The sequence below is a fragment of the Psychrobacter sp. W2-37-MNA-CIBAN-0211 genome (assembly GCF_040309405.1).
Lineage (GTDB): Bacteria > Pseudomonadota > Gammaproteobacteria > Pseudomonadales > Moraxellaceae > Psychrobacter > Psychrobacter glaciei.
On record NZ_JBEOOU010000015.1, the window covers coordinates 53,148 to 78,823 of the forward strand.

General features: G+C 42.7%; 26 protein-coding genes. 13 read left to right on the forward strand and 13 right to left on the reverse strand.

Features of this window, described 5'->3' with window-relative positions:
• Window positions 1-320: 320 nt before the first annotated feature.
• Entirely contained in the window at window positions 321-677 is a 357-nt protein-coding gene (gene rplT, locus AAEY72_RS12350; protein ID WP_010197865.1) for a 50S ribosomal protein L20, read from the reverse strand.
• Between the two features lie 150 nt (window positions 678-827).
• Window positions 828-1,025 (reverse strand): 50S ribosomal protein L35, encoded by a 198-nt coding sequence (gene rpmI / locus AAEY72_RS12355; RefSeq protein WP_010197866.1) that lies wholly within the window; start codon window positions 1,023-1,025, stop codon window positions 828-830.
• A gap of 668 nt (window positions 1,026-1,693) precedes the next feature.
• Between rpmI and AAEY72_RS12360 the strand changes: the two genes are divergently transcribed.
• The 7 genes from AAEY72_RS12360 (at window position 1,694) to AAEY72_RS12390 (ending at window position 8,283) form a co-directional block, all read left to right on the forward strand.
• Window positions 1,694-2,137, forward strand: coding sequence for an acyl-CoA thioesterase family protein (locus tag AAEY72_RS12360; protein WP_194620917.1), 444 nt, complete (start codon window positions 1,694-1,696; stop codon window positions 2,135-2,137).
• Between the two features lie 52 nt (window positions 2,138-2,189).
• Complete coding sequence (gene hisI / locus AAEY72_RS12365) at window positions 2,190-3,053, forward strand: phosphoribosyl-AMP cyclohydrolase (protein ID WP_189586061.1); 864 nt, start codon at window positions 2,190-2,192, stop codon at window positions 3,051-3,053.
• 230 nt (window positions 3,054-3,283) lie between these two features.
• Window positions 3,284-3,553, forward strand: a complete 270-nt coding sequence (gene tatA, locus AAEY72_RS12370) for a Sec-independent protein translocase subunit TatA (protein ID WP_189586058.1) — start codon at window positions 3,284-3,286, stop codon at window positions 3,551-3,553.
• A 62-nt stretch (window positions 3,554-3,615) separates the two neighbouring features.
• A complete protein-coding gene (tatB, locus tag AAEY72_RS12375; protein WP_194620918.1) occupies window positions 3,616-4,314 on the forward strand; it encodes a Sec-independent protein translocase protein TatB in 699 nt (232 codons plus the stop codon).
• Complete coding sequence (gene tatC, locus AAEY72_RS12380; RefSeq protein WP_352310709.1) at window positions 4,314-5,171, forward strand: twin-arginine translocase subunit TatC; 858 nt, start codon at window positions 4,314-4,316, stop codon at window positions 5,169-5,171. Before tatB ends, tatC begins: the two co-directional genes overlap by 1 nt.
• A gap of 516 nt (window positions 5,172-5,687) precedes the next feature.
• Window positions 5,688-7,187 (forward strand): UvrD-helicase domain-containing protein, encoded by a 1,500-nt coding sequence (locus AAEY72_RS12385; RefSeq protein WP_194620920.1) that lies wholly within the window; start codon window positions 5,688-5,690, stop codon window positions 7,185-7,187.
• Window positions 7,188-7,263: 76 nt separating this feature from the next.
• Window positions 7,264-8,283 carry a tRNA dihydrouridine synthase gene (locus AAEY72_RS12390; RefSeq protein ID WP_194620921.1) on the forward strand — a complete coding sequence of 340 codons (1,020 nt, stop codon included), beginning with the start codon at window positions 7,264-7,266 and terminating at the stop codon, window positions 8,281-8,283.
• Between the two features lie 48 nt (window positions 8,284-8,331).
• Here the strand turns inward: AAEY72_RS12390 and AAEY72_RS12395 are convergent, their stop codons facing one another.
• Window positions 8,332-8,757 (reverse strand): MAPEG family protein, encoded by a 426-nt coding sequence (locus AAEY72_RS12395; protein WP_010197893.1) that lies wholly within the window; start codon window positions 8,755-8,757, stop codon window positions 8,332-8,334.
• A 14-nt stretch (window positions 8,758-8,771) separates the two neighbouring features.
• The gene (locus AAEY72_RS12400; protein ID WP_010197896.1) at window positions 8,772-9,185 is read right to left on the reverse strand and encodes an OsmC family protein; all 414 of its coding nucleotides are present in this window, start codon (window positions 9,183-9,185) and stop codon (window positions 8,772-8,774) included.
• A 540-nt stretch (window positions 9,186-9,725) separates the two neighbouring features.
• On the opposite strand from AAEY72_RS12400, the gene AAEY72_RS12405 reads away from it, so the two are divergent.
• Window positions 9,726-10,247 (forward strand): RNA pyrophosphohydrolase, encoded by a 522-nt coding sequence (locus AAEY72_RS12405; RefSeq protein ID WP_194620922.1) that lies wholly within the window; start codon window positions 9,726-9,728, stop codon window positions 10,245-10,247.
• A 70-nt stretch (window positions 10,248-10,317) separates the two neighbouring features.
• On the opposite strand, the gene AAEY72_RS12410 is transcribed toward AAEY72_RS12405, so the two are convergent.
• Window positions 10,318-11,139: an NRDE family protein gene (locus AAEY72_RS12410; protein ID WP_352310710.1), complete on the reverse strand. Its 822-nt coding sequence runs from the start codon at window positions 11,137-11,139 to the stop codon at window positions 10,318-10,320.
• Between the two features lie 309 nt (window positions 11,140-11,448).
• On the opposite strand from AAEY72_RS12410, the gene lgt reads away from it, so the two are divergent.
• The 3 genes from lgt to AAEY72_RS12425 all read left to right on the forward strand — a co-directional run bounded on the left by lgt (window position 11,449) and on the right by AAEY72_RS12425 (window position 13,894).
• Window positions 11,449-12,333, forward strand: a complete 885-nt coding sequence (gene lgt, locus AAEY72_RS12415; RefSeq protein WP_194620924.1) for a prolipoprotein diacylglyceryl transferase — start codon at window positions 11,449-11,451, stop codon at window positions 12,331-12,333.
• Between the two features lie 63 nt (window positions 12,334-12,396).
• Window positions 12,397-13,257, forward strand: coding sequence for a thymidylate synthase (locus AAEY72_RS12420; RefSeq protein ID WP_194620926.1), 861 nt, complete (start codon window positions 12,397-12,399; stop codon window positions 13,255-13,257).
• 64 nt (window positions 13,258-13,321) lie between these two features.
• Complete coding sequence (locus AAEY72_RS12425) at window positions 13,322-13,894, forward strand: dihydrofolate reductase (protein WP_194620928.1); 573 nt, start codon at window positions 13,322-13,324, stop codon at window positions 13,892-13,894.
• Between the two features lie 81 nt (window positions 13,895-13,975).
• Here the strand turns inward: AAEY72_RS12425 and uvrC are convergent, their stop codons facing one another.
• On the reverse strand, window positions 13,976-15,820 hold the full coding sequence (uvrC, locus tag AAEY72_RS12430; RefSeq protein WP_352310721.1) for an excinuclease ABC subunit UvrC: 1,845 nt from the start codon (window positions 15,818-15,820) through the stop codon (window positions 13,976-13,978).
• Window positions 15,821-15,973: 153 nt separating this feature from the next.
• Entirely contained in the window at window positions 15,974-17,500 is a 1,527-nt protein-coding gene (locus AAEY72_RS12435) for a DUF3360 family protein (RefSeq protein ID WP_010197923.1), read from the reverse strand.
• A gap of 518 nt (window positions 17,501-18,018) precedes the next feature.
• On the opposite strand from AAEY72_RS12435, the gene AAEY72_RS12440 reads away from it, so the two are divergent.
• Window positions 18,019-18,582, forward strand: a complete 564-nt coding sequence (locus AAEY72_RS12440; protein ID WP_352310711.1) for a DUF4442 domain-containing protein — start codon at window positions 18,019-18,021, stop codon at window positions 18,580-18,582.
• A gap of 209 nt (window positions 18,583-18,791) precedes the next feature.
• Here AAEY72_RS12440 and rplS read toward each other — a convergent pair whose 3' ends face one another.
• The 4 genes from rplS to rpsP all read right to left on the reverse strand — a co-directional run bounded on the left by rplS (window position 18,792) and on the right by rpsP (window position 21,225).
• Window positions 18,792-19,214, reverse strand: a complete 423-nt coding sequence (rplS, locus tag AAEY72_RS12445) for a 50S ribosomal protein L19 (protein ID WP_010197927.1) — start codon at window positions 19,212-19,214, stop codon at window positions 18,792-18,794.
• Window positions 19,215-19,414: 200 nt separating this feature from the next.
• Window positions 19,415-20,179, reverse strand: coding sequence for a tRNA (guanosine(37)-N1)-methyltransferase TrmD (gene trmD, locus AAEY72_RS12450; protein ID WP_352310712.1), 765 nt, complete (start codon window positions 20,177-20,179; stop codon window positions 19,415-19,417).
• Between the two features lie 77 nt (window positions 20,180-20,256).
• Window positions 20,257-20,790, reverse strand: a complete 534-nt coding sequence (gene rimM, locus AAEY72_RS12455; RefSeq protein ID WP_010197930.1) for a ribosome maturation factor RimM — start codon at window positions 20,788-20,790, stop codon at window positions 20,257-20,259.
• 165 nt (window positions 20,791-20,955) lie between these two features.
• Window positions 20,956-21,225 (reverse strand): 30S ribosomal protein S16, encoded by a 270-nt coding sequence (rpsP, locus tag AAEY72_RS12460; protein ID WP_010197931.1) that lies wholly within the window; start codon window positions 21,223-21,225, stop codon window positions 20,956-20,958.
• 486 nt (window positions 21,226-21,711) lie between these two features.
• Between rpsP and AAEY72_RS12465 the strand changes: the two genes are divergently transcribed.
• On the forward strand, window positions 21,712-23,187 hold the full coding sequence (locus AAEY72_RS12465) for an ATP-binding protein (RefSeq protein ID WP_352310713.1): 1,476 nt from the start codon (window positions 21,712-21,714) through the stop codon (window positions 23,185-23,187).
• A 361-nt stretch (window positions 23,188-23,548) separates the two neighbouring features.
• Here AAEY72_RS12465 and AAEY72_RS12470 read toward each other — a convergent pair whose 3' ends face one another.
• Both AAEY72_RS12470 and AAEY72_RS12475 read right to left on the reverse strand, forming a co-directional pair.
• Complete coding sequence (locus AAEY72_RS12470; RefSeq protein ID WP_026037138.1) at window positions 23,549-23,728, reverse strand: hypothetical protein; 180 nt, start codon at window positions 23,726-23,728, stop codon at window positions 23,549-23,551.
• Window positions 23,729-23,882: 154 nt separating this feature from the next.
• Complete coding sequence (locus tag AAEY72_RS12475) at window positions 23,883-25,571, reverse strand: ATP-binding protein (protein ID WP_352310714.1); 1,689 nt, start codon at window positions 25,569-25,571, stop codon at window positions 23,883-23,885.
• Window positions 25,572-25,676: the final 105 nt, after the last annotated feature.

Below are 25,676 nucleotides of genomic sequence, written 5' to 3' on the forward strand. Positions count from 1 at the left end.
TTAGTTGCTCGTAATTAGTTACTTTTATTTAACTACTTTTGTTTCGCTAATTGTACCTAATTACTTTCGAATAACAAAAAATAAATACCAGTTATATGAATGGCTTGAATATTTAGACGATTAGATGTGCAATATCACGAAAAGCACAATGAGCTTAAGCATTAATAAAACTAGCCATAAAATAATTTAATATAAAAAAAGCCACCGACCAGCGGTAGCTTTTATTAATATCGACCTATTAATCAATATTAGTCCTATTCGTTTAGAGGCTTAATCAGATAAGCGTTATATCTATTTAATATCTAAAGGATAGTTAATATTTATGCTAGTTCCGCTTTTGCTTTTTCGACCAATGCTGTGAAAGTCGCTGCATCATGCATAGCGATGTCAGCAAGTACGCGACGATCGATTGAGATGTTGGCTTTTTTCATACCATTGATAAAGCGGCTATAGCTTAAGCCGTTTAAGCGTGCACCAGCATTGATACGTGCAATCCAAAGACGACGGAAGGTACGTTTTTTGTTGCGACGGTCACGATAAGCATATTGACCAGCTTTGGTCACTGCTTGTACCGCTACGCGGTAAACACGTGAACGGGCACCGTAGTAGCCTTTTGCGCGTTTTAAGATTTTTTTGTGACGACGATTCGCCTGTACACCACGTTTTACACGGGCCATAAATTACTCCAAGATATTGTTAATCATTATTAAACGAATCACGATGTCATCAAATAGTAGACATCGTTATCAAATTGCAAGGTCAAATATTTTTAACTAAGTAGCTATGAATTAAACAGCGCTTGATTAAATACATATGACGATAGGCTATTAGATGTATGGGCACATACGACGAACTGCTGCTTCGTCAGACTTGTCCACCATCTTAAGACCGCGCAACTGGCGAATACGCTTAGCTGATTTCTTGGTCAAGATATGGCTTTTGTTTGCTTGCTTACGCTTGAAGCCGTTTGCTGTTTTTTTGAAGCGTTTAGCTGCACCGCTTCTGGTTTTCATCTTAACTTTCATGATGATTTGCCTCTTTGTCTTTAATAGAACCTGGTCGTCAAATAGTTAGAATGAATAGTGGCTTTAAAAACAACCACTAGACCTCTATTTGCCTCGAGGTGGGAGGCGCTATTTTAGCAGATAGTGTGCTATTTTGCCAAGTAAAGTTTCAGCCCTCTTCTAATAGACAATTCATGCTTGTCATTCGTCTTAACAAAAGTACATGTCCTAGCCGTTTTAAGCGTCATAAAAACCTTTCTTTTTTAGCTACCATTAATTTATAAGATATGAATAAGATAAAATAGCGCTAATAACCATGCAGCCACGATCAATTATTTACCATAAACCAGACACAAGGCTTCAGCGCTCTTTGCCTCATTTCATGTTTGTTGCTGGATAAAAACTCATGTCAGGTACTATTGAATAGTGTTCGATAGCACCATACATTATTGAAATCTCTATAAAGCTTCATAAACCACGAATTTTTTTGTAAATAGATTGAATCTCGGTTTAAGCTGTGCTTAAGTAGAGACTGAGCGTCGCAACATTTTAAGTGCCAATAAACAACGCCAATTACTGCATCTACTGACCGTAGATCATACGATGCATGTTTATTTTTAACTATTCAGCTAGCTTGCCAATTGCTCAACAGAACAAATGATTATGGACAATCACTCTAGGAGACGACGTTGTCAAACCAAGAACTAAACTTTGATGACGGAATATTTGTGTTTGAAACGGTGATGCGGGTGCGCAATACCGAAATTGATATGGGTCAACATTTAGCACTGCAATCATTGACTGCCCTACTGACTGAAGCAATGCAGCGCTTTTTATACTCTAAAGGGATTAAAGAGATCAATGCCGATCATCAAGGCTTGATTATTAATAAGCTACAGCTGAGCATTTTTAGCTGTGTACGGGCGCGTGAAGAGCTTTTGTTTGAGGTCGGCGTTGAGCCATTATGTGATAATGGTGGCAATATTGTGTTCAAAGCCATGCGTATGCACAATGGCGAAATAGTAGCAAAGGCAAGGCAGCATTTTGTCAATTATGATTTTCGCCTAAATAAAATAACCACGCTGGATAACACGATTAAGAAAGCCTTATATCCGCATTTATTCGAGCTTTAACTTTTCTTACTGACTAATGACCACTTCCTAATTATAAGACGATAGACAGATTATGACTTTACCTGCTTGGCTAACTGCCATAAAGTTTAACGCTGATGGTTTGATTCCTGCGATTGCTCAAGATCACGAGTCAGGGCGCATTTTGATGATGGCTTGGATGAATGCTGAAGCACTTCAATTAACAGCACAAACAAAAACTGCCGTGTATTTTTCACGTTCACGTGCCAAGCTGTGGCATAAGGGCGAATCATCAGGGCATACTCAGACTGTCCATGATATTCGCTTAGATTGTGATGCTGATGTGATTGTGTTGAGTGTGACTCAGGCTGGTGGTATCGCCTGTCATACTGGTCGCGAGTCTTGCTTTTATCAGCGTTTGGATTTGTCTGGGCAGACCCCTGAATGGCAAACCGTCGATAAAGTATTAAAAGACCCAGCAGATATTTATCAATCTTCTGAAGCGTCTGGCGCTACTTCTCACAGCCATAATACTGATACAAATGATGCTATGAATGCGGATAGTACGAATAACGCAGTTGAAGATCATAATACCGCAACAGGTAACACCTCCATTTTACAGCAGCTTGATAACGTATTGGCAGAGCGCAAACAAGCGGATGCCGACAGCTCTTATGTGGCAAGCTTATATGCAAAAGGGTTGAATAAAATCCTAGAAAAAGTGGGCGAAGAAAGCACAGAAAGCATTATCGCTGCCAAAGACTTTGCCAATTGCGATGAGAAAACTAACAAAGCACAATATGACGAGGCTCGTCATGAGCTCATTTATGAGGTTGCCGATGTCTGGTTTCATACGTTGGTGGGGCTAGCGTGGTTCGATATAGAGTCGGATGCTGTGTTAAACGAGCTGGGTCGTCGCTTTGGGCTATCAGGCATCGACGAAAAGGCCTCGCGATAAATTGTGACACGGTAAAGTTAATCCAGTAAAGATAACGGGCGAAGTCGTAAAACAAATCTCTACTTGTTTTGATTATGATTGCTTTCACCTTTTTGTCACAATGGCAGGTTATAATATAACTCTTTTAGCTTCGCATCTTTTATCTATATTTTTTGTTTAACAGATCAATATTCTATAACATAAAAGCATTCATATATAGATATTACAATCAAGACATTAAGGATATCATTATGGGCAGTTTTTCCATTACACATTGGCTGATATTATTGGTGGTAGTGGTGGTCGTATTTGGCACCTCAAAACTTAGAAATGCGGGCAAGGATTTGGGCGGTGCCGTCAAAGGCTTTAAAGAAGCGGTCAAAGATGAGAATACAGAGCATGCCAAAAAGCATGCAGTTCTCGACCATGATGGCAATGCACACCCAACAGATCACGCGGCAACCAGTAAGGTGCAGGATAGCGATATCAATACTGCACCTGTTGACGATAAGCACCATTGATAATACCAAGTATAGTGCTGGGTATGATACTGCTGGCATCTAGATAGTGATAATCAACCATTATGTTTGATATTGGGTTTTCTGAATTACTCCTCTTTGGCGTCATTGCCTTAATTGTCTTGGGCCCAGAAAAACTGCCACAAGCAGCACGTACTGCTGGGCAGTGGTATGCCAAAATTCGCCGTACAGTCTCTACCCTACAGTCTGAAATAGAGGCTGAGCTAGACCTAGCTGAAACACGGCAACAAATGCAAAAAGAGCTGGCTAAAATCCGTGAAACTGAGGCAGAAATGCGGCGTGAGATGGCAGAAATGCGTGGCAGTATGCAGGAATTTGAGTCTTCACAAAACCAGACTCTGAAAGCCACGCATGACCTAGACTCTGACGATCGCAATAATAAAACAAGCAATAATCAGCAAGATGCTAGCGATCAAAAAAACACGCCACCTGTCACGCCAAAGGCGTTTGACTACGCCTACGGGCAAGACGAAAAATTAGCAGATTCTGAGCAATTATTGAAACATGGTACTGACGACGAAACCTCAAAAACTGCCTCTAGTGATAATATTCAACCAATTACTCAAATCATCACCACCAAACCGTGGGAAAATATGTGGTTCCGTTTGGGCGCTTATGATAAAGCGCGTCGTTTGCCACAGCCGCCCTATTTACCAAACTATAAAGCCGATGTCTTATTAAACAGCTATTTAGATCTTTCTTTAAAAACACAGGCTTCTGTCAATAAGCAGGAGACTGATTGATGAATTTATTTAAGCGCAAAAAAAGTCGTCAAGAAAAAATTGCCGATGCAGATTTAGAAAAAACAACTGAGACAGCCAGTAACGAGAAATCTGGTGATATATTAAGTTCATTGGCTGATATGCCCATCACTGAGCACCTGATTGAGCTACGCTCGCATCTGATCAAAATATGCGTGGCAGTGTTAGTGATATTCTTAGCCTTGGCTGGATTCTCACGCGAGCTCTATAATTTCTTATCCGATCCATTAGTCGCGCAGCTACCCGCCAATTCGACGATGATTGCCACGGATATTACCTCTAACTTTATGGCACCAATACGCCTGACTGTCTTTGTCGCGGCCTTCTTTGCTATGCCTTATATTTTGTACCAAATTTGGTCTTTTGTCGCACCTGGGTTATATAAAAAAGAGAAAAAAATCGCTATCCCTGTGCTGATGTCGTCTATCTTTTTATTTTATGCGGGCGTGGCTTTTTCTTACTTTATCGTGCTGAAAGGCGTCTTAAAATTCTTTATCATGTTTGCCCCGCAGAACGTCTTGCCAATGACGGATATCGATAGCTATTTAAGCTTTGCGCTTAAACTATTTATGGTGTTTGGCCTGACTTTTGAGATTCCCGTTGTCACCTTACTATTGATATTGGTGGGGATTGTCTCCATTCAGACTCTAGAAGATAAACGTCGTTATATTATCGTTGGTTGTTTTGCCGTGGCTGCAGTCGTCACACCACCCGATGGCGTGTCGATGTTATTACTCGCCATCCCTATGTGGCTATTGTTTGAGCTGGGCCTGTTATTAGCAAAAATCTTAATCAAAGAAAAGTCTAGTCCTGATTTGGCAGCCGTAGATAAAGAGTAAAAAAACTATATTCGCTATGTTTTGACGTATCAATAAATGCTCATGTTTTTATTGGCATTTATTTTTGACTTTCCTCTATCTTATTTATTAGCTTAGGGCGTGTCTTCATTTCAAAAATGGTGATAAAAATGAGATAAATTGCCGTCAAACAAGAAAAATAGTGCAGATAATATCGAGATATTAACCAGCTATTTGACGATGTTTGGCAAGATTTAGCCATTTTTAGCCCATTCAGATGACTATCGAGTGAATTGAAGACACGCCCTAGTATCGTCAGTTCAAAACAAAATGGATACATGACTAGTTAAGTGCGACTGGTATAAATTTTTCTTGCTTGCTGCTATCACAGAGGCTACGAAAAATTCATCCCAGTCGCACTGTATCTGTTTTAAAGTAAATTCACTATAGTTATTAGCCTTACTAAGCGTCATCATTGTTCGCCAGCCATTGCTTATCCAGTGGCTTTTTTTACCCCCATCGTTTTTACTCACTTTTAGTCTTTTAGGTAGCTTTATTATGTCCGCATCTATGCCAGCTTATATGAGCGATCCCACTGATGAGCAGCTGAGCGCGCTTAATATGGCGATGGATCACAAATCATTTAAAGTGGTCGCTTATGCGGGTGCCGGTAAAACCACGACGCTAAAACTAATCGGTGAGCGCCTACGTGGACGCGGCTTATATTTAGCCTTTAACAAAACAATTGCCAATGATGCTCGTTCAAAGTTTCCATCCCATGTGGAATGTCGCACCTTTCATTCGCTTGCTTATCGGCATGTCGCCCGTGATATTACTGCCAAGCTGTCTTTACCGCGCTTTTCACCCAAGCGTCTTGGTGATGACTTGGGCCTGCAACCGGTACAAGTACGCCGGCAAATGGATGGCATTAATAAATACATTACGCTCACGCCTGCGAGATTAGCTCGATTCGTTAGTGATGCAGTCAGCAACTTTTGTAGTACGCATGCCAGCTATCCGGCACCAAGGCATATATTGTTTCCGAGTTGGCTCGATGATTCTGATGCAGAGCAATTACGTGAGATGCTCTACCCTGCCGTAGAGCAACGTTGGTTACAGTCGATTGATGCACGTCACCCTGCTGGCATCGGGCATGATATTTATCTCAAACTTTGGGCGCTATCTAAGCCAAGCATTCCAGCAGATTTTATCTTGTTTGATGAAGCGCAAGATGCTGACCCATTGATGATGGGAATTTTGACGCAGCAACCACGGCAAGTCATTTATGTCGGCGATGCGCACCAGCAGATTTACGAGTGGCGCGGCGCAGTTAATGCGATGAAAAAACTGCCATTGCCGCAAACATTATTGACGCAGTCGTTTCGTTTCGGTGAGCCGATTGCTGAGGTTGCCAACACTTTACTCAAAGCATTGCAAGAAGAGGTACCATTAAAAGGCAATCCTAACAAGCAGTCTTCTACTGAAAAAGGTATGGTTCATAGTAAAAAAGATGCCATTCTATGCCGCACCAATGCCGCTGCGATGTCGCAACTATTGACCGGACTTAAGCTAGGACACCGCGTGGCATTGCAAGCCGATACCGAGCGTATGCTGAAATTCTGTCAGGCCGCCGAAAACTTAAAAAATGGCAAATCGGCGTATGGTGTGCCAGAGCTGGCATATTTCTATAACTGGTCTGATGTACAAGAATATGCTGAAACCAACGAAGGCAGCGATCTCAAAACTCTAGTCAAGTTGGTCGATGATCATGGCACCAATGTATTAAGCCAAGCAGTTAATAGTTTGACTAGCATCGAAAATGCCGACTACGTTATCTCAACGGCTCACAAGGCCAAAGGGCTTGAATGGGGAAAGGTACAGTTAGACGATGATTTTTATTATGATGTCACCACCAATGCCGTCAAGATAAGCCCAGAAGAATTGCGTTTGCTCTACGTTGCTTGTACACGTGCGCAGAGTAATTTGGACATCCATAATATCAAAGACTTGATATCAGGCTTACAGACAGGCAAAAAAGTGATTTTTGGCAATACTTAATCCCTCTTCGTAGTTGTCAATTTGAATTCTTAGTCTACCTTTCTTTATAACGACCTTTTAGCAGTGAATAACAAGCATGAATAATAGTCAGCAACTTCAAGCACGTCAAAATACCATCCGTCAGTTATTTGCCAATCCTGTCCGCTTACTTGCGCCAATGGAAGGGCTAACCGATCCATTAATGCGACAAATCCTAACGCAGATTGCGGCAGATTTAGATCGTCCCTATGATTGGTCAGTGAGCGAGTTTATCCGTGTGACTCAGCATGTCTTGCCCGCGCATGTATTTTATAAATACGTTCCAGAGTTGCGTCATGATGCCAAGACTGCCTGCGGCACACCGATTCATATCCAGTTACTTGGTAGTGAAGCGCAACTCATGGCAGACAATGCGGCATATGCCTGTGCGCTTGGTGCACCTGCCATTGATATCAATTTTGGTTGCCCTGCTAAAACGGTAAACAGCCATCGTGGTGGTTCAGTATTACTGGATGAACCCGAAACCATGTATCAAATTATCAGTGCGGTGCGTCAAGCGGTACCTGCCGACATTCCAGTCTCGGCTAAGATACGTTTAGGCTATACCGATACCAGTCGCATGGATGATATTCGCGGCGCGATTAACGACAGTGGTGCTGATTGGCTGACCATTCATGCACGAACCAAAACCCAAGGATATAAGCCGCCAGCCTATTGGGACAAGATTCAAAGCTTTAATGCGCTTGATATTCCCGTCATTGCCAATGGCGAAATATGGAATGCAGAGCATGCACAAAATTGTATGACGCAAGCAGGTACAGAGCATTTGATGTTGGGTCGCGGCGCGGTCACTCGTCCCGATTTGATTGCGCAGGTTGATGCCAATATCGATGATGCAGAAACGTTGACTGTTTTAGCATGGGAAGATTTGATTGCACATCAGATAAAATTTTTGGAAGGTCAGGCTAAAACTGAAGTGATATTGGTTGGTCGTTACAAGCAGTGGCTCGCGATGCTCACTAAAGGTTATAGCGAGGCAAAAATATTATGGGACAGTATCAAACGAGAAAAAAATAAAGCAGTTATCATTAGCGCACTACGAATGAGTGTACGATAATCATAACTGCCTCTCTCTCAAACTGGCACCTTAACGAAACAAATAACGCTAAACACTCACTCGAATAGCTAGATAGAATAGCATCAAAGAACAAGCCATCGATAACGCCCAAAGGATAGAACGAAACATTGCCAAATTAGTAATATAAGCCACGCAAAAACCGATACGAATCAACACATATAGCCAAGCCAATACATTGATAATCGATTGAGGTACAAAAAATAGCATCGCTGTTATTACTGCGGCCAAAAATATAGGCAAAGTCTCATAGCTGTTTTGCTGTGCAGCATTAGCTCGTGCTGCAACCCCTGTCGCATGCTGAAAAAAATCACGTGGATGCGCATTATTTCTGAACTTAAAGCCGCCAGATGCTTTTGCAACTATTGATACCGCCCATGGCAATAAGCTTGCTACCACCATCGCCCAGATCGCTGACGCTGCTGTATCAGGGATTAACCCAAAAAATACATTCATTGTTCTATTTGCCCCTACCCTGCAATCACTTCAAAATCGTGGGTAATATTCACCCCACCTTGTACCAACATTCTACTGGCAGAGCAGTATTTTTCTGCTGATAAATGAATGGCCTTCTCAACCTGCTTGTCTTTGATATCTTGCCCTGTCACAACAAAGTGCATGTGGATATCGGTATATACTGCTGGTACAGTTTCGGCACGCTGCGCGGTCAGTTCACAACGCACGTCTGTCACCTCTTGGCGTGACTTTTGTAAAATCGCTACCACATCGTAGCTCGCACAGCCACCCAGCCCTAGTAAGATCAGCTCCATCGGGCTTGAACCTTTTTCTTTATCAGCATCTATTTGTACATTATGTCCTGATGGTGACACGCCCATAAAGGCTTTGTTCTCTTGCCATGTGACGCTTGCTTTTGACTCTGACATTGTAGATGTTCCTTATTTTAATTGACGTATTGCCTATTTTTTATTGTTTGAAAGATATGCTGCTTGGCTAGTGTAGCATAAGCCAAAGCGAGATTTTATATAGCCATTGTCTTAGGGTACGCCCTCCATTCGATCGATAATGATCTAAATGAATTCAAAGCGAGAACACGCCCTAGATTATTCATGTGCGATTATTGCCATGAGCGCTCGGTGAGTCTGTTTTCGAGGGTACACTTTCGCTAGCCAGACTCGTAGCCTTACACTGAACACAGATTTTTTACTGTGACCTAGGTTTGTCTTCATAATGCCTAAAATCGGCTTACAAAAATCCATTTCTAACTAATTGATTTTAAAGGATTAAACTCGTGAAACATTTTATAGCAAAATACTGTTACACATTTTGCTTGTTTCTTGGTTTAATAACGGTAATGAATCTTATTTTTGCCTGATATCGATAACAGTCACCCTATAATAATTATGATTGCTGTCACGGTGTTATGTGGGAATAAGCTATTTTTAGACATATTAAAAGGTTTAGTCATGATAGATGCAGACGGCTTTCGCGCCAATGTCGGTATCATCTTGGCAAATACACAAGGGCAAGTTCTGTGGGCAAAACGCATTGGTCACAACGCTTGGCAATTTCCGCAGGGCGGCATCGACCGTGGAGAGACGCCGATGGATGCGATGTATCGCGAACTCTGGGAAGAGGTCGGTTTACATCCGCGTCATGTGGACTTATTGGCAGTCACGCAAGACTGGTTGCGCTATCGCCTGCCAAAACGCTATGTCCGTCATGGACAGCACCCTTTATGTATTGGGCAAAAACAAAAGTGGTTTTTGCTGCGCTTAGATGAGCCAAATACTCAACACATCCGCTTTGATGAGGGAAAACCGGAATTTGACCATTGGCAATGGGTCAGCTACTGGTATCCACTCGGACAAGTGATTCACTTTAAACGCGGAGTATATCGTCGCGCCTTGCAAGAACTGGCACGCGAACTACCACTTAGACAAGAGCTTATTATTCCTGAGCAAGACAATCACTTGTTAATGGAGTAAATAGATAGTTTAATACAAAACACATGCTCACATTGATATCTAAAAAACGTAGATATTAATGTGGGCATTTTTATTTGGGATTTGCAGGATGATTGTATTTATGGCTGATAAGTTCAGCAGTAGTTTGTTTGTCTGATGCCCTATTTTGGCGTAAGGTTAAAATACTTTGAGTCCGTGTTCCGTAAGTGGGTTTGCTGGTTTCAGCATTGCCAAAAGCAACAGGCTCGATATAAACGGAAGACAAGGTCTGCTCAATCTCAATGCTCATACCCGTCTCTGGTAGTTGGTCCACTGGTGCTTTCGTATTATCTGACAATACAGTAAAAGCAGCCTCTTGCCAGTACTTAGGCGAGCTGTCCTCAGCAATCAAGGGTAGCACTTCTTGCCGCAGCCTGCCACGTAGACGCTCTGTTTTAAACCAACTTTCCTCCGGCTGACCATTAGAGATGACATGAAGTCCTGCATGTAATGGTGTGGGTGCATGACCGCGATTATTAACGATGACGGCTTGTGCCGTATCACCAATAATAAGATTGAACCCAGCATAATCTTGCAGATTAATACTTCGGGCAAAATCCATCGGGCTTAAATCTCCTGTTAAAAACTCTGTCACGAGCGCACCACGTGAGCGCTCATCACTGCTTGCCTGCACACCATCACGAAAGTTCAATACCGCAGCCCAACGTCCATTCTGCTCATGATATTCTGTCTTTTTTTCTTGATGAATACCTAGCCATGTACCACCGCTTTGCTTATCACGGCCAGCATAAATAGGCTGATCAGACCATTGATGTAGCGGCTCAGTTGGACGCTGCAAAAACTCATCACGATTAGACAATAATACCAATGGCAACTCATCAAATAACTGCCAAGCAATGGCGACAATACACATAGCATTCCTTTTATAATAATTTTCTGTTGTACAAGTACTTGTTAGCAAAGGTAAAAGATGTCGTTTAAGGTTTTATTTGCTAATCAGATCTCATCAGCCGTTATTTCTGATTTTTGTCACTCAAAAGCGGTGGCGTTGATAAATGTAGATGCATGATGATTCCTCAGAAATTAATGCGATTTTTTCATCTTATCGGTTTTTTTATCGCTTTGCTATTCATTCAATCATCCATTTACTCATCATAGTATTCGCAAGGGACGAATTTTGCTATTATAGTCAGCACTTTATTATCAATATTATGATGCCCTTATGATGATTCATCCTCAGTACGATCCTGTAGCATTAGCAATTGGACCCGTCGAAGTCCATTGGTATGGGCTGATGTATTTACTGGCATTTGCCACCGCTTTCGGTCTGGCATGGTATCGCAGCAGCAAACGCGATAATTGGACCACTGATATGGTCTCTGACTTAGTATTTTTTGGTGCACTCGGCGTCATTTTGGGCGGCCGTGTCGGCTATGTCTTGTTCTATCAGTTTGGTGAATTGCTACAAAACCCTGCCTATCTCTTCAAAGTCTGGGAAGGCGGTATGTCATTCCATGGCGGCTTGATCGGCGTCATGCTTGGTATGCTATATTTTGCTCGTAAGTATAAAAAGACACCATTCCAAGTACTGGATTTTGTCGTGCCGTGCGTACCGACGGGTTTATTGTTTGGGCGCATTGGCAACTATATCAATGGTGAGCTGTGGGGCCGTGTCTCTGACGGCGGCTATAATTGGTTGACGTACTTCCCGCAAGCCGCGTCTTTCGATATGCAGCAGTTACAGACCAATCCTGAGCTGCAAGAGCTAATGACCGAAGTCAATGGTCAGTATCTGTTACCTCGTCATCCTTCACAGCTATATGAAGCGCTTGCTGAAGGTCTATTGCTATTCTTATTCTTATGGTGGTATTCATCGAAACCACGCCCTCGTATGGCAGCGACAGGTATTTTCATGTTGGGTTATGGCTTTAGCCGTTTCATTATTGAATTCTTTCGTCAGCCAGACATCGACCAAGGATTCATTTTGTTAGGCTGGATGACCAAAGGGCAAATACTAAGCGCACCGATGATAATCATTGGCTTTGTCTTGTTAATTTATGCCTACAAACGCGGCATCTATGACTGGGGTAAGCAAGCTGCTTATTAAGCAGTATTTTTAGTCGAGTATCGGTTTTGACAATGCATTTTAATAATGCAAAAGAGTATTTTTATGATCAATAACAATAATGAGCAGGGCTATTTAGACTTGCTCAAACACGTTTTGACCACAGGCACTGAAAAAGGTGATCGTACTGGCACTGGTACGCTCAGCCACTTTGGTGCGCAGCTACGCTTTGACTTAGCGTCAGGGTTTCCGCTATTGACCACCAAAAAAGTCCATTTTAAATCCATCACCTATGAGCTATTTTGGTTTTTAAGTGGTAGTACTCACGTTGACTATTTACAAGCCAATGGCGTACGCATTTGGAATGAATGGGCTACTGCAGAGCAGACGGCTCGCTTTAATCGTCCTGCTGGTGATTTAGGGCCTGTCTATGGTCATCAATGGCGCAATTATGGCGCAACCAAAGATGAAGACGGCAATTACCATGCGGATGGTGTCGATCAAATCACCCAAGTTATCGAACAAATAAAAACCAACCCTAATTCACGCCGTTTGATTGTGTCTGGTTGGAACCCTGGCGAAGCAGATCAAGTTGCCTTACCGCCTTGTCATACCATGTTTCAATTCTTTGTCGCGGACAATAAACTGTCGTGCCAGCTCTATCAGCGCTCAGCAGATTTATTTCTAGGTGTGCCATTTAATATTGCCAGCTATGCCTTGCTCACCCATATGGTCGCGCAAATATGTGGTCTAGAAGTAGGCCAATTCATCTGGACAGGTGGTGATTGCCATATCTATCAAAACCATCGTGAGCAGGTTGAGTTACAGTTGACGCGTTCGCTATATACACTGCCAACGTTGACGCTTAACCCTGAGGTCAATGACATTTTTGCCTTCAATTATGACGATATTAGCGTTGAAGGTTATGAATCCCATCCCGCTATCAAAGCAAAAGTTGCGGTATAGCATCTGTCTGATTGACTGATTCAAATAAGATTAGCATTGTAAAAGATAATAAAAAGGATACGTTATGAGTTATGCCCACACCGAAGTCGCCCAAATCGCTGCTATCAGTAGTAATCGCTGTATCGGTAAAGACAATGCGCTGCCGTGGCACATCTCAGCGGACTTGCAGCATTTCAAAAAGATGACGACCAAAGATAGTGATGGTGCTATTAAAGGTATCGTCATTATGGGCCGTAAGACCTTTGAATCGATGGGCAGTAAACCGTTGCCAAATCGAGTCAGCTTTATCATCAGCACTCAGATGGATTATGCTGAACAAAAAGGCCTTGTCGGTAAGACCAATGCTTATGTTACGCATAACCTAGATGATGCTCTCACACAAGCAGCCAGTCTGGCGCATGGCGCACATTTGGATACGATTTGGGTGATTGGCGGTGAACGCGTGTTTAAAGAGGCGATGATGTATACCGATCGTATTGAGCTGACCCATGTAGATACCGAAATTGCTGATGGTGAGGCTTTTTATCCTGAATTGCCAAGTGAATTTGAAGCAGCAGAAGAGTCTGAGCAGATGCACGATGACAAGAGTACGTTGGACTTTAAATTTGTGACTTATAAAGTAAAAGCTGCTGAATAACTGTCACCTGCTCATTAAAAATGATTGAAAAAAGGGCTGTCTTAGATATTTCTAGGACGCCCTTTTTTACAATCAATAAAACTACTCATGCAACACTTTATAAACGGTTTTTGCTAATACCGGACCAATACCTTGCACTCCAGACAGCTCTTGTTGGGAGGCGCCAAGCAATTGCTGCATACCGCCAAAGTGATTGAGCAAGTCACGGCGGCGCTTTTCACCCAGCCCCGGTATGACTTCTAACACCGACGATGAACGACGTTTATCGCGTTTTTTACGGTGCGCAGTGATCGCAAAACGATGTGCCTCATCGCGGATATGCATTAATAAATGCAGCGCTTTACTATCCATTGGTAAATCAAGTGGCTCATGGTCAATAAAGTGCAATACTTCAAGCCCAGCCTTGCGCCCTTCCCCTTTTGCCACACTAATGAGCAAAGTATCACCAAGAATACCCAACTCAGTTAATACTTCTTTAGCAATACCAAGCTGACCTTTACCACCATCAATAAGCAACAAGTCAGGCAACGGCTGCTTCTTATAACGCCGTGTCAGCACTTGTTTCATCGCTGCATAGTCATCACCGCCTACGATGTCATGGATAGCATACTGACGATAATCACGGCGACGCGAGCCACCTGGGTCAAATACCACACAGCTACCAATGGTCGCTTCACCCATCGTATGCGAGATATCAAAACACTCAATCCGATCAATGGTTCGATCGGTGACATCTGCCAATACATCTTTTAATGCACCAAAGCGCGCATGCAATTCTAAATAATCGCCCAGCTTGGTTTTTAGCGCGTTATTAGTGTTCAGTTTTGCCAAATCCAGCCACTCTGCACGATGTTCACGTACATTAGTTTTGATGATAACTTTACTACCAAAATGCGTCGCCAAGGCTTCACTCACTGCCACTTGATCCGGTAACTCATGAGTTAGCATGATTTCTGCGGGCAAGTCATCGGTTACTTGAAAATAGAAAGAAGTAATAAAAGCAGATAAATTATCTGCGAGCGATTCACTGCTGTCGACATCAGGGAAGTAATTTTTACCACCCAGTACGCGCCCGCCACGTACGGTCAGTACGTTGACACACGTCATGCCTGCCTGACTGGCAATCGCAATCACATCGGCCTCGCCTTGTACGGTATAGACAGCTTGCTTGGCCTGCACTTCACGCAGCATAGAGAGCTGATCGCGATAAAAGACCGCTTTCTCAAAGTCTAACTCTTCAGCTGACGCTTCCATTTTTTCAATTAGAGTCGTATGAATATCGCTAGAGTCACCCTTTAAAAATCGAATCGTATTGTTGACATCTTCTGCATACTCTTCTGCTGATACCAAGCCGACACAGGGCGCACGGCAGCGTTTAATTTGATACTCAAGACAAGGACGTTTACGCTGCTTAAAAAAGGTATTGGTACATTGACGCATTTGAAACATTTTTTGCATCAGCACCAGTGTCTCTTTTGCTGCATGAGCAGATGGAAAAGGCCCAAAGAATCGACCTTTTTGATGATTGCCTTTGCCGCGACCATACGCCAATCTTGGATAAGGCTTGTCGGCTGAGATAAACACATAGAGGTAAGATTTATCATCCCGTAGCAACACATTATAAGGAGGACGATATTCTTTAATCAGGTTTTGCTCGAGCAATAGTGCTTCTGTCTCACTGCGTGTGATGATGGTCTCAATATTATGAATTCGCGCCACTAATGCTCGTGTCTTTGGATGATCGATCGTCTTTGCAAAGTAGCTGTTTACGCGGCTTTTCAGTGATTTAGCCTTGCCAACGTATAAAATATCACCGTTTTTCCCCAGCATTTTATACACGCCTGGCAAATTTGGTAGGCGCTGAATTAAATGCTTAAGACGGGCTTTTTTATCATCGATAGGGCTCGATTCTGAGACATTAACCATAGAATTCATTGCTCTTAAAAGTCTTATAATACTGCTAGTTATGGGGCGGGAGTCATTGTTTTACAAGCTAATTATTATCATAGGATCACCCAAAAAAAAGCCAGCTTTCGCTGACTTAGTTTGTTCTATTATCGTTTATTCAGCAACATACTACTAATGACGGAAGTTAGCCATTAAAGCTGGGATGCCTGGCAACATACCAACGATAGCCATCACGCCAGTCAATACCACAAACATAATACCCGGTATGATCCAGCGGCTCATTTTAGTCAAATTGGCACTACGTTCTTTAGAGCCAATCAAGCCCAAGTTATCGAGCAACAATGTGAGTGACCAACCAAAAGCAGGATTTACCAGTGCGGAAGCAAACACCACAATCGCAGCAGACTGCGTGGTTTTTCCTTCGCGAGTCATCTCCATGCCAGCTTCAAGCAGTGGGATAAATACCCCAACGATCAATGCCACACACATCACTGGCTGCCAGATGGCCAAATCCATTGGATAGCCCCAAACCCCTGCGATAATACAGAACAATGCCGTCAATAAGGCACCGGCAGGTATCGGACGTTTGGCAATCGCTGCTGGGACAATATAGGTGCCCCACGATGACGCAAAGTTAGCACCGCCCAATACAGAGCCGACGACCTGACGAAATGAGGCACTGGTCATTGTGTCATCGATATCCATGAGTACCTTTTCAGTACGTTTAGGATAGCTGATTTTTTGAAAGACCTGATGGCCTAAAAAATCTGGTGACCACATAGCAACTGCCAAAATAGCAAATGGCAGTACAATAATAAAGCTCTCAACTGTCGGTAATCCTAGCATCCAACCAGTATTTTCACCCCACCAATACATCGGGTTCATATTCGGCAGACCTGGTGCGGTTTTAAATTCAAAGGGCGCGCCCAATGCAAAGGCAAGACCACCACCTAAGACACAGCTTAGCGGTACAGCGAGCCAGCGTTTTTGCCAGTGCTCAAGTAATGCATATAACAGGATAGTAGCCAGAATAATAAAAAAGGCAATATGCGACATGCCGATACTCTCTGACCATGCAAACAAGTTTTTAACCTGTGAGGTCGTTCCGATAAACCCTAAGTAAATCAAGAGGCCACCGCACACACCTTTACTGGTTAAATTGGCCAGCAAGCTTCCCCCTTTGCTAATAGCAAGCAGTAAGCCGAAAGCACCGATGAGCAGACCAAACGCCATTGGGTGGCCACCAGCAGCTACAACAATAGGAATAAGGGGAATAAGGGGGCCGTGAGTACCTGCGAGGTTGGCTGTCGGGAGCAGAAAGCCTGAAAATAAGATAATAAAAAATGAAACAATTAATAGCTCATAACGAACGTTTTCTAAAACAAACGCATCGCCCAAACCAAGTGGACCTGCAAATGTTGCAGCAATCGCACCTACCATAACCACTTTGCCAATCGTTGCGGCCATTGCAGGAATAGTGTCTTCGTATTCAAAGCGATAATCACGAAACGGTAAATTGGGACGCCAGCGTTTGGGCTGCATGATTTGCAATTCATGATTCAGATAATCATCACGACTATCAAAGCTTGAACTTGGCTTGTGCAAATCGACATAGCTACCTGATGACTCTGTGTCGTAATCTGACGGGTTTGACGGCTGTTGATTAGACCCTGGAGAAGGGATCTGAGTGTTACTCATCACATTTCCTTGTGTCGACTGAGGCTTTGGTTAACTGATAATTTAATAGTGAAACTTTATGTGACTAAAGCGTTCATTAAAAATTGCAGGCTATTGTATGACATGAGAACTTGAAATGCGAACTTAGAACCATTTAAAGATACTGTATATCTCATTATAATATATAAATTAAAGTTTCTATTTAGCACGACATTGAACTTAATAGGAAACCATGAGGAAAAAACACATCTAATATAGGCTTTAAATTAAAATAAATGATCTTTTTCTTAACAATCATCTATATCTGGACATTTTTTATCACATAACTAAATACTAAAGATAATTATACTAAATAGGTTATGGTAACTTTAAAGTAACCATAGAAAATCCATGTCAGTTACGCTTTAAGGCTAGCGGTCTTGGTGTTTTTTACTTATGATAAATACCCCCTAATGATTATGCTCAATACAAATATCTTTTAAATAATCAGCTGTATTAAAGCAAATAGAAAAACTTAGAAGCAATAACAGGATAAGTTCATGCGTTTACTACCATCCAATTTTGAGACATTAAAACGTCGGGCTAAACAAAGCATCATGCCATTACTGACACCACATTTACTTAAGCTACGCATCAATACCTATGCGCCTTATGTCGGTGCAGGTATCAAAATCGATCATATCAATCTGGATCAAGGTCTGTGCGTTGTCAGTATGGGACTTAATGCTTTGAACAAAAATATCGTCGGCACTCAGTTTGGTGGTAGTTTATATTCGATGGTTGATCCATTTTATATGATTATGCTCATGCACCAGTTAGGTAGCAGCTATGTTGTATGGGACAAAAGCTCACATATCGACTTTGTCGCGCCGGGTAACAGTAAAGTGATCACTCGGATGAAAATCCCCAGTGCTGAAATCATCACTATTCAAGAACTGGCCAAAGATGGTGATGCGGTCTTTCGTGAATATCAGGCCGATATCTTCGATGATCAGCAAAAACTGATCGCCACTGTCATCAAAACTATCTACATCCGACTGCGTAAGTACAGCAAATCTAAAGACCAAAGTAGTCGTATAGATAATTTTGATGATGAAGGTTAAAGCGTACTGAACATGTCATTTTCAATTCAAATTTAAGACCACACATACAAAAACCCCAACCTAGCTTTCGCATAGATTGGGGTTCCGTCTTTTTTGGTATGGCCCGCTTATTTATAAATAAACCTATGAATAAGGGCTTGTATCTACTCTCGCCTTACCTATCATTAACCGTACAGTCATACGGCTAAATAGGCATGGCAAACTTGTGCTTAAATACCAGGTGCAGTATCAACTGCATCAGGTACGCCAGCGCTAGTTTTTTTCTTAGCAACTGGACGAGCACCAAGTTTTTCGCGGATACGGGCTGATTTACCAGAGCGTTCACGTAAGTAGTATAGTTTCGCACGACGAACCGCACCACGGCGTTTCACTTCGATGCTTTCAATGATTGGTGAATGCAGCTGGAATGCACGCTCAACACCGATACCGCTTGAGATTTTACGAACGGTAAATGCTGAGTTTAGACCGCGGTTACGCTTAGCAATTACAACGCCTTCAAAAGCCTGTAAACGCTCACGCTCACCTTCACGTACTTTTACTTGAACCACAACGGTATCGCCGGGTGCAAAGTTTGGGCGCTCAAGCAATTGAGCGTTTTCGATGACCTGAACCAATGGATGCTTGTTGCTCATGAGAGTTATCTCCTCACATTAGATAATAGAGGCTTAACGCATATCACCTGTTTGTAATAATTAATCGCATCTCTTTATAGTGAGACACAACGTAAATGGGTTATAACCAACGGCCACTATGCGATGACTCGTTTTATTAGTGCTCAAAATTTTATTTCTTAACCGTTTATCAAATGTGAAAAAAACCAGATTTCAACAATCTATTTTTTATCTGCTTTTGCCAATGCTTTTAACCACTTCGCTTGCGCTACCGTTGGTGTGAACGCTTGCCATAAGTCTGGACGACGCGCTTGCGTGCGACTGACTTGCTGGCTAAAGCGCCACTTAGCGATGTTGGCATGGTGACCTGATAGTAATACTTCAGGAACCGCAATACCCGCAAAATCATGCGGTTTAGTATAATGTGGACAATCAAGCAAGCCATCGACGAACGAGTCTTGCTCAGCTGACTTGTCGTCACCCATGATATCTGGCAAACGACGTATCACACTATCCATCATCACCATTGCTGGCAGCTCGCCACCAGTCAACACATAATCACCCAGCGATACTTCCATATCGACGTATTGCGCCAGTAAGCGCTCATCAATACCTTCGTAACGACCACATAATATAATCATGCCATCGTACTCAGTCATATTGACCACACTACTTTCGCTGAGCGTTTGTCCTTGTGGCGACATATAAATCACCGGACAATGCTCACTGTCGACACGGCAGCCATGTTGACTCGCTCGCAGGCGCGCATCCTCGATAGCTTTTGATAATGGCTCAGCCATCATCACCATCCCAGGACCGCCACCATAAGGGCGCTCATCAATACGGCGATAGTTATCAGTGGTATAATCACGTGGATTAATGCATTCAATCGTCACTTGCTCTTGAGTGACTGCTCGTCCCGTGATACCAAACTCACGAATCGTCGCAAACATCTCAGGAAAAATACTAATGACGGCAAAATACATCTGATGTCTACTTGCATTGTGGCTAAAACAATCGGTATGACTACCAATAACACTTGGCTAAAAAGCCAGATATTATATTAGTAATCACTTTGCCATGTAACCAGCACTGTTTTTTCGGCTATATTGACCTCTACAACAGTTTGCTTGTGCCATGGAATCAGGCGTTCTTCCTTATCTAAACTGTCTGAATTTGCCGTTACACGCATGATAGCGTGGGCGCCAGTTTCAAACATTTCAGTGATATTGCCTAAATATTCACCCTGCTCGTTCATCACGCGCAGACTGACCAAATCCGACCAATAATATTCGTCTTCAGCTGTTTCAGGCAGAATGTTTTGCTCGACCCAAACGGTAACACCGTTCATGGTCTCAGCAACATTACGATCAGGAACCTGCTCAAACTGAGCCACAATTCCTGTTCCTTGCTCACGCCATGCCTTTACAGTCAAAGGTTTCATGCCAGTGGCAGTTTTCATCCACCACGGCTTCATATCGAATATCGCTGTGCGATCATCCGTCTCACTGAATACCCAAAGCCAACCTTTGATGCCGTAAGGCTTTTTGAGCTGACCAATTTTCATAAGGGCACTAGCGTTTGGAACAGATGACATAGCAGCTAACCTAACAATGATTAAAACAGCAATTGCAAAAACAATTGTGTCAAAAGCGATAAACAGTTAATGGCGCACCCTGGTGAGACCAGTTACGCTATGTATTCTAAAGTCTACTGAGTGAGATCATAGTCAGACTATAAACGTCTCAGTAATAACCTAAACTTAAGCAGTTGCTTCAGTTTGAGCTACAGACTTGTTGTAAGCTTTTGCTAATGAAGCAACGCGATCTGAAGGTTGTGCACCTTTAGCGATCCACGCATTGTACGCTTCCATGTTCAAACGTACTGCTTCTTCAGACTCTTTAGCGAGTGGGTTAAAAAAGCCGATGTTTTCAATATAGCGACCGTCACGCGCGCGGCGTTGATCAGCAACAACTACTTGATAAAATGGGCGTTTCTTGGCACCGCCCCGTGCTAAACGAATAACAACCATGTGAATTCTCTCTTTCGCAGGTATACCAAAAAGGGCATAATTATAGCACAGTCTTATTTTATTGAAAACATAAACTGTGCTTATTTAATTATTTATTAACAATAGCTTAAATGCACCTATATGTAAATTAAAATTATGAATCGTCAACGATTATGCAGCCCCGTTCTTGTGCGCTTAATTCTATTAAATCGCTAAAACACTGTTAGGTGACTTTTCTATATTCTATTTAGGGTATGTCATCTTAGAGCATGTCATCAATTAGCACCTTGATACATTTAGCGGTCTTAAAATGGCTAAATATAATTATGCAAATTTGAGCCATCAGCGTAGTTACTTGATTGTGCTACCCTACCGCCCTCTATAATGGTCTAATAAAAACAGTCTACAATAGACTTTAACACCCAATGTCGGCAACGTGCTTGATTAGGGTCTTTTTGACACGACTTTATTCTATCACTTTATTATTTATCTACGCCTTGGACTCATATGATCATCCCAAACCCCAAACCACCTCGTAAAGGTTGGCTGCCACGCTCCTATTCGAACAGTTGGTTGACCACGTTGATGGTGGCCTTTATTGTCCTTATCAGTGTCGGCTTATCAATTGTATTTTTTTGGCGCAGTCTTTATTTGCCAGAGCTGAAAAATCATGCGCGTTATCTGACCAGCGAGCTACGTTTGATGAATAGCGTCAATAGAGACTGGCAGGATAACCCTAAGGTACGGCAGTGGATATATCAACATTCGCACGTGGTGGTGGTCGACAATCCCAGTGACTTCCCACGAGTAGCAGATAAAGCGTTTGTGGGAGTTTTTACCGATGTATTGCAGTACGAAATCGGGGCACAGTTGGGTCGACCGGTTGAGGTATATTTTAAATTCAAACCAACGCCGCAGCTTTGGGTACAAGACAGCCGTGACACCAGTTTTTGGATTCGTGAACCCGTGGTTTATTATTCTCAATACAGTCCAGGATTGTTAGTACTATTCCTCATTGGATTGCCTATATTATCGCTGCTGACCATTATTTTATTAGCCCGGCAATTGAATCGTCCGCTACGTTATTTACAGCGTGCGGCGACCAATTATATTCGCCTTGGTCACGCTACTACCTTGCCGACACGCAACGGCCCTACTGAAATTCGCCAAGTAAATATGGCGTTCAATCGTCTATTTACCACACTCAATCAAGCACAAAAAGAGCGCACGATTATGCTTGCGGGTATCTCGCACGATTTGCGCACGCCTTTGACTCGTATGCGCTTGACCGCAGAAATGCTACCGGATGATTTTTTTCGCGAGGGTTTGATTTATGATATTGAGGATATGGATGCGATTTTAGAACAGTTCATCTCATTTATGAAAGATGGCTCGGATGAACCAGTGCGCCTGACCAATTTAGACACCATATTTAATGAAATCATGGTGCAATTTGCGCCAATGAAATTTATTTATCAATCGGAATGTGACAAAGTAGTACCAGTGCGACCTCTCTCTATTAAGCGCTTGGTCATTAATCTGGTCAACAATGCCAATCGGTATGGCAAGCCGCCTATTTATCTTTCAGCGACTGTCGTACCAACGTTCATAGAAACAACTGAAGTAGAAGACAGCGACGTAGTCTCTGAAAATGAAGTCAATAAAGAAGCTCAAGAGCAGCTGATGATATGTGTAAGGGACTGTGGTGATGGCGTAGCAGAAGATCAATTAGAGCGCATCATGCAGCCTTTCGAACGCGGTGAGACAGCACGTACCACCCAAGGTAGTGGACTGGGTCTGGCGATTGTTGACCGTATTGCACGGTTACATCATGGTACGGTTGAGGCAATCAATCATCCTGAAGGCGGACTACAAGTCTGTGTGCGTATCCCTTTGCTATCCAAGGTAGCAGGAGAGCAGACATTAGCGGCTAATACAGATAAAACGTCGAGGGCAGATACTACCTTTAATAAAGACCTATAAAAAATTGACAAAAGACGATTTCATAATCGTCTTTAAAAGTTGGTGTGATAACTTAGGGCGTGTTGAACATTCGACCATGGCACTGACAGATACTATTTTTTAGACAGTTCGACGTTAAAAATAGTAAGTTTAGTCATTCTAAGCGTCTGTTTTTAACAATGAAGTGGCAAAAAATAGTCCTGTCTCCCTTTGTTGGTATTAGAGCTGATGTTAAAACTGCTCCATACCGCGTTGTAAACCTAGTTAAGGCTCTAGCATTACCGTCGTTTTACGCCTTGTCTGGAGCAGTTTTAGCGATCAGCAGTGCCTATTTGTCAATGTTCAACACGCCCTAACTGTTTCAATATTTAGGCAACAAAAATTATTCTCGTACGCCGATAATCGGTGGAATATACTCAGCACTATTAGTGAACGCTAAGGGCTGAGTAATTTCATCCTGCGCGGCTTTGAGCGTTTGAGTCGTGGTTGGCTGCTGTAGAAATAAATAATAACCCAGCGTCAACGCATTCAGTAGCACCAAACCACCAAATAAATACGGCATCCTCTGCCCTCCTCTATTTTCCAACTTATAAAACCTGCTATTACAGGTTTGCTACCAAAGCATCTCAGCTTAGTTCACCATATATTGAGCGCTTAGTCTATTTGTTGCTGGTCAAAATACTTATAATTTTACAAACATAAAATAGCTGCTTGCATTATTTAATCTCAAAATCACGGTCGCTTTTTTCTTGGGTTAATTGATCAGCAGCCAGCACTTGCGTCAAAGGTTTGATAGGCCATGTCATCACAAATCTAGCACCGCCAAGATCACGGCTTTCGTCTACCTTCATACTGCCATTAAACCAAAAGGCAATACGCGACACAATAGACAGTCCTAAACCATAGCCACCAGAGGCTCGTGTACGGCTGTCATCTAAGCGTGAAAATGGAATAAACACTTTTTCGCGATCAGCCTCTGCAATACCTTGACCATCGTCCTCTACGCTGACAAAAGCATTGCCCTTTTTGACGCCCGCACTAATAATAATGGTCGTTTCTGCATAGCGCAAAGCATTACCCGCAAGATTTTGAATGACACGGTGTAAATATCGTCTGTCTGCTACTGCTGTTACTTTGGCATTTGGCAGATTGGCGACGATTTTTATAGGTTTGCCTAAGGCATTGGTTTCGCGCTCAATCTGTTCGAGTAATTCTTTAAGGTTCACTGGCTCTAGGTCGAGTTTTGGCGAGCCTTCTTCAAGCTTAGCATAGGTCAAAATCTCATCAATAAGGCCATTGAGCGACTCAATGTCTTCATCGATATAATCACGCTGCATAAAACGTGAGTCTTCATCATCGGTATCGGCCAGCATATCGACGGCAAAGCGAATACGAGCCACCGGCGTACGCAACTCGTGCGATACCGCGCGCGTCAGCTCTCGCTGCGACTCAATCAAACGCTTAATATGGGCGGTCATGGCATTAAACGTCGCTGACAGACGTGCAATTTCGTCTTGCCCAATGACTTGTACTTGGATATCAAGGTTGCCTTGACTCACCTCATTAACACCGACTTGGATCAATTGTAACTTACGCTCGAGCGGAAAAATAAGCGCATAGACACCCAGACTGATCAAAAACATACTAATTAGAATCATACTGATAATCAGATTAAGCGGGAACCAATTGAACAAAGGAACCGGCCCGATCAGAATCGCCATATCGTTGATTTCAGATGGCACAATGATTTTGATAGATGAGTTACTTTTACTGCTATTGGTGTCTTGCAATAAAATGACCACTTCATCGCGGCGCAGACGCGCCATCTGATCTGTGTCCAACTCAAGCGTATTGACGGCTTTAAATGCCAAAGGAAAAGAGAACTTTTCTTCCAATTCAGCCAAGCGAGCACGCTTATCCGACAGCGTTATATGATAGGACAAATCATCCAGTAGGAACACGGCAATGGCACGTACTTGCTGCTCAGTGACTTGAGTAACTCTAGCGGTCAACACGCTTTTACTGTCTGGTAGACGATAATAAACGTCTGCGTAGACGGGCTGACTCACATAACGCACAACGGTATTGCCGTTCTCAAAACGTCGCAATTCGCTGGCATTAAAATCGACTTTTTCAATCGGCACAACACTAAAAGTCGCGCCAAACAAACTACTCGCATCAGACAACCAGTACTCACGCTGCATCTCATTGTCTTGGTGCGCAATTCCTTCGCTGACCAGATGAAAAGCACCCGTTGCCATGCTTTCACGGTAGGATTGCACGCGCTCTTTATTGATGGTATCCATCAATAGTTGAGCAAATAATGCCACACACAAACAGACGATGAGTAGTCCAGCATAAATACGGACAAAAATACTATGTTTTAAAGAAGAGACTAATGACATACGTGCCGTGACCAACTTAGTAAATAATAACGACTGATAACATTTAGCATATAAATGACGCAATATTAATGATATCGAACATCGTTGAATAGAGATAAACCCTGA